The sequence below is a fragment of the Microbulbifer sp. genome, from assembly GCF_051659245.1.
In the GTDB taxonomy this organism is placed as follows: Bacteria; Pseudomonadota; Gammaproteobacteria; order Pseudomonadales; family Cellvibrionaceae; genus Microbulbifer.
Genome location: NZ_JBOFOC010000096.1, coordinates 1 through 2710, shown reverse-complemented (window position 1 = coordinate 2710; position 2710 = coordinate 1). Strand labels below are relative to the sequence as shown.

The window sequence follows — 2710 nt, the reverse complement described above, 5'->3', positions numbered from 1 at the left end:
CCTCCACTACGTAGTTGATGCCGATCGCGGGCATGGCCCGCTCCTACAGGGCACCGACAAACAAAACCGAGAGGCCTCCCTTGGAACAGTATCGCGGCACCACCATTCTCTCCTGCCGGCGCGGCGGCAAAGTCGTTATCGGCGGCGACGGCCAGGTCTCCATGGGCAACACCATCATGAAGGGCAATGCGCGCAAGGTGCGCCGCCTGTACAAGGACAAGGTGATCGCCGGATTCGCCGGCGGCACCGCCGACGCCTTCACCCTGTTCGAGCGCTTCGAGGCCAAGCTGGAGGCCCACGGCGGACAGCTCACCCGCGCCGCGGTGGAGCTGGCCAAGGACTGGCGCACCGACCGCGCCCTGCGTCGGTTGGAGGCGCTGCTGGCGGTAGCGGACGAAAGCGCCAGCCTGATCGTCACCGGCAACGGTGACGTGATCCAGCCGGAGGACGACCTGATCGCCATCGGCTCCGGCGGCCCCTTCGCCCAATCGGCCGCCCGCGCGCTGCTGGACAACACCGAACTGGACGCGCGCACCATCGTCGAACAGGGCCTGAAGATTGCCGGCGATATCTGCGTCTACACCAACCAGAACCACACTATTGAAGAACTGAGTTACTGAGAGCCTTTTTAAGACCCTGTAGGAGCGGCCCATGGCCGCGATCTTAGTCCTGAGCCGGCACCGATCGCGGCGACCGCCATGGATGGCGGGAATGCCAATTGTGCATGGAGCACACAATCGGCCATGGGCCGCTCCTACATGGAGGTTCTCTCGAATCGCACACGAGAATTTCTATGTCCCAGATGACCCCCCGCGAAATAGTCCACGAACTCGATCGCCATATCGTCGGCCAGCAGGACGCCAAGCGCGCCGTGGCCATCGCCCTGCGCAACCGCTGGCGGCGCATGCAGGTAAACGAAGAGCTGCGTGCGGAAATCACCCCGAAAAATATTCTGATGATCGGCCCCACCGGCGTGGGCAAGACCGAGATCGCCCGCCGCCTGGCAAAGCTCGCCAACGCACCTTTTATCAAGGTGGAGGCCACCAAGTTCACCGAAGTGGGCTACGTGGGCCGCGATGTGGAATCCATCGTGCGCGACCTGGTGGAGATGGCGGTCAAATTGGAGCGCGAACAGGCCATGGCCGCGGTGGAGCAGCGCGCGATGGACGCCGCCGAGGAGCGGGTGCTCGACGCCCTGCTGCCACCGGCGCGTTCCACCGAACCGGGCGACCGGGATTCCAACACCCGCCAGCTGTTCCGCAAAAAACTGCGCGAGGGGGAACTGGACGAAAAGGAAATTGAAATAGAGATCTCGGTGGCCCCTGTGGGTGTGGAAATCATGGCGCCCCCGGGCATGGAGGAAATGACCAACCAGCTGCAGGGCATGTTCTCCAATATGTCCCAGGGCCGCACGCGCAAGCGCAAGCTCACCGTCAAGCAGGCGCTCAAGCAGCTCACCGACGAGGAAGCGGCTAAGCTGGTCAACGACGAGGAGGTGAAGAGCCGCGCGATCGAAGCCGCGGAACAGAACGGTATCGTGTTTCTCGACGAGATCGACAAGGTGGCCAAGCGCCAGGAAACGGGCGGCGCCGACGTGTCCCGCGAGGGCGTGCAGCGCGACCTGCTGCCGCTGATCGAGGGCAGCACCGTGAGCACCAAGTACGGCATGATCAAGACCGACCATATTCTGTTTATCGCCTCCGGCGCCTTCCACCTGTCCAAGCCCTCGGACCTGATTCCGGAGCTGCAGGGTCGGTTGCCGATCCGCGTGGAACTGAGCTCGCTCACTTCCGGGGATTTCCAGCGCATCCTCACCGAGCCCTCCGCCTCGCTCACCGAGCAGCAGAGGGCACTGCTGGCCACCGAGGGCTTGCAGCTGGAATTCTCCGAGGACGGCATCCGCCGCATCGCCGAAGTGGCCTACCAGGTCAACGAGAGCACGGAAAACATCGGCGCGCGCCGCCTGCACACAGTGCTGGAGCGGCTGCTGGAGGAAATATCCTTCGACGCCGGCGACGGCGACAAAACCATCACCATCGACGCCGCCTACGTGGACAGCCACCTGGGCGAACTGAGCCGGGACGAGGACCTGTCCCGCTTCATTCTGTAACTTGAAAAGAAAGCTCCCCTCTCCCTCTGGGAGAGGGGCCGGGGGAGAGGGCGCCGGAAGCGGCCCCCGCAAACAGATAAATATGAAACCACCAAAAAAAATCCGCCTAAACCGCACAGAAAAAAACCTGCAGCTACTATTCGACGATGCCGAATACACCCTGCCGGCGGAATACCTGCGCGTCCACTCTCCCAGCGCCGAGGTGCGCGGCCACGGCGCCGGCGAGCCGTTGCTGGTCAGCGGGAAAATGCATGTGGGTATTGAAAGCGTCGAGACCGCCGGCCGTTACGCGCTGAAAATCGTCTTCGACGACGGCCACGACAGCGGCATCTACACCTGGGAATATTTGCGCGAACTGGGCGAAAACTACGCAGCCAACTGGGACGCCTACCTGCAGCGCCTGCAGCAGGCGGGCAAGGGTCGCGATCCGGACGAGAGCCCGGTCAAGTTTATCGGTTAAACGTCTCCTTTTAACTCAACTTTCGGAGTTCGAGGCGCCTGCCGGTGGCACAAGCCGGGGCGGGGTGCGCCTTTCTGGGACTGTCTGCGAGAGGGACCTCGCGGACAAGCCTACAGGGACGTATTTACGGCGTGTCCCAG

General features: G+C 63.1%; 3 protein-coding genes. All 3 read left to right on the top strand.

The annotated features are described in order from the left end of the window. Window positions 1-80 precede the first annotated feature (80 nt). The 3 genes from hslV (at window position 81) to ACRC0P_RS10425 (ending at window position 2570) form a co-directional block, all read left to right on the top strand. Window positions 81-620 (top strand): ATP-dependent protease subunit HslV, encoded by a 540-nt coding sequence (hslV, locus tag ACRC0P_RS10435; protein WP_183460294.1) that lies wholly within the window; start codon window positions 81-83, stop codon window positions 618-620. Between the two features lie 173 nt (window positions 621-793). After that, on the top strand, window positions 794-2110 hold the full coding sequence (gene hslU / locus ACRC0P_RS10430; protein WP_438630584.1) for an ATP-dependent protease ATPase subunit HslU: 1317 nt from the start codon (window positions 794-796) through the stop codon (window positions 2108-2110). 82 nt (window positions 2111-2192) lie between these two features. Beyond that, window positions 2193-2570: a gamma-butyrobetaine hydroxylase-like domain-containing protein gene (locus tag ACRC0P_RS10425; RefSeq protein WP_438630582.1), complete on the top strand. Its 378-nt coding sequence runs from the start codon at window positions 2193-2195 to the stop codon at window positions 2568-2570. The last annotated feature ends 140 nt before the right edge of the window (window positions 2571-2710 follow it).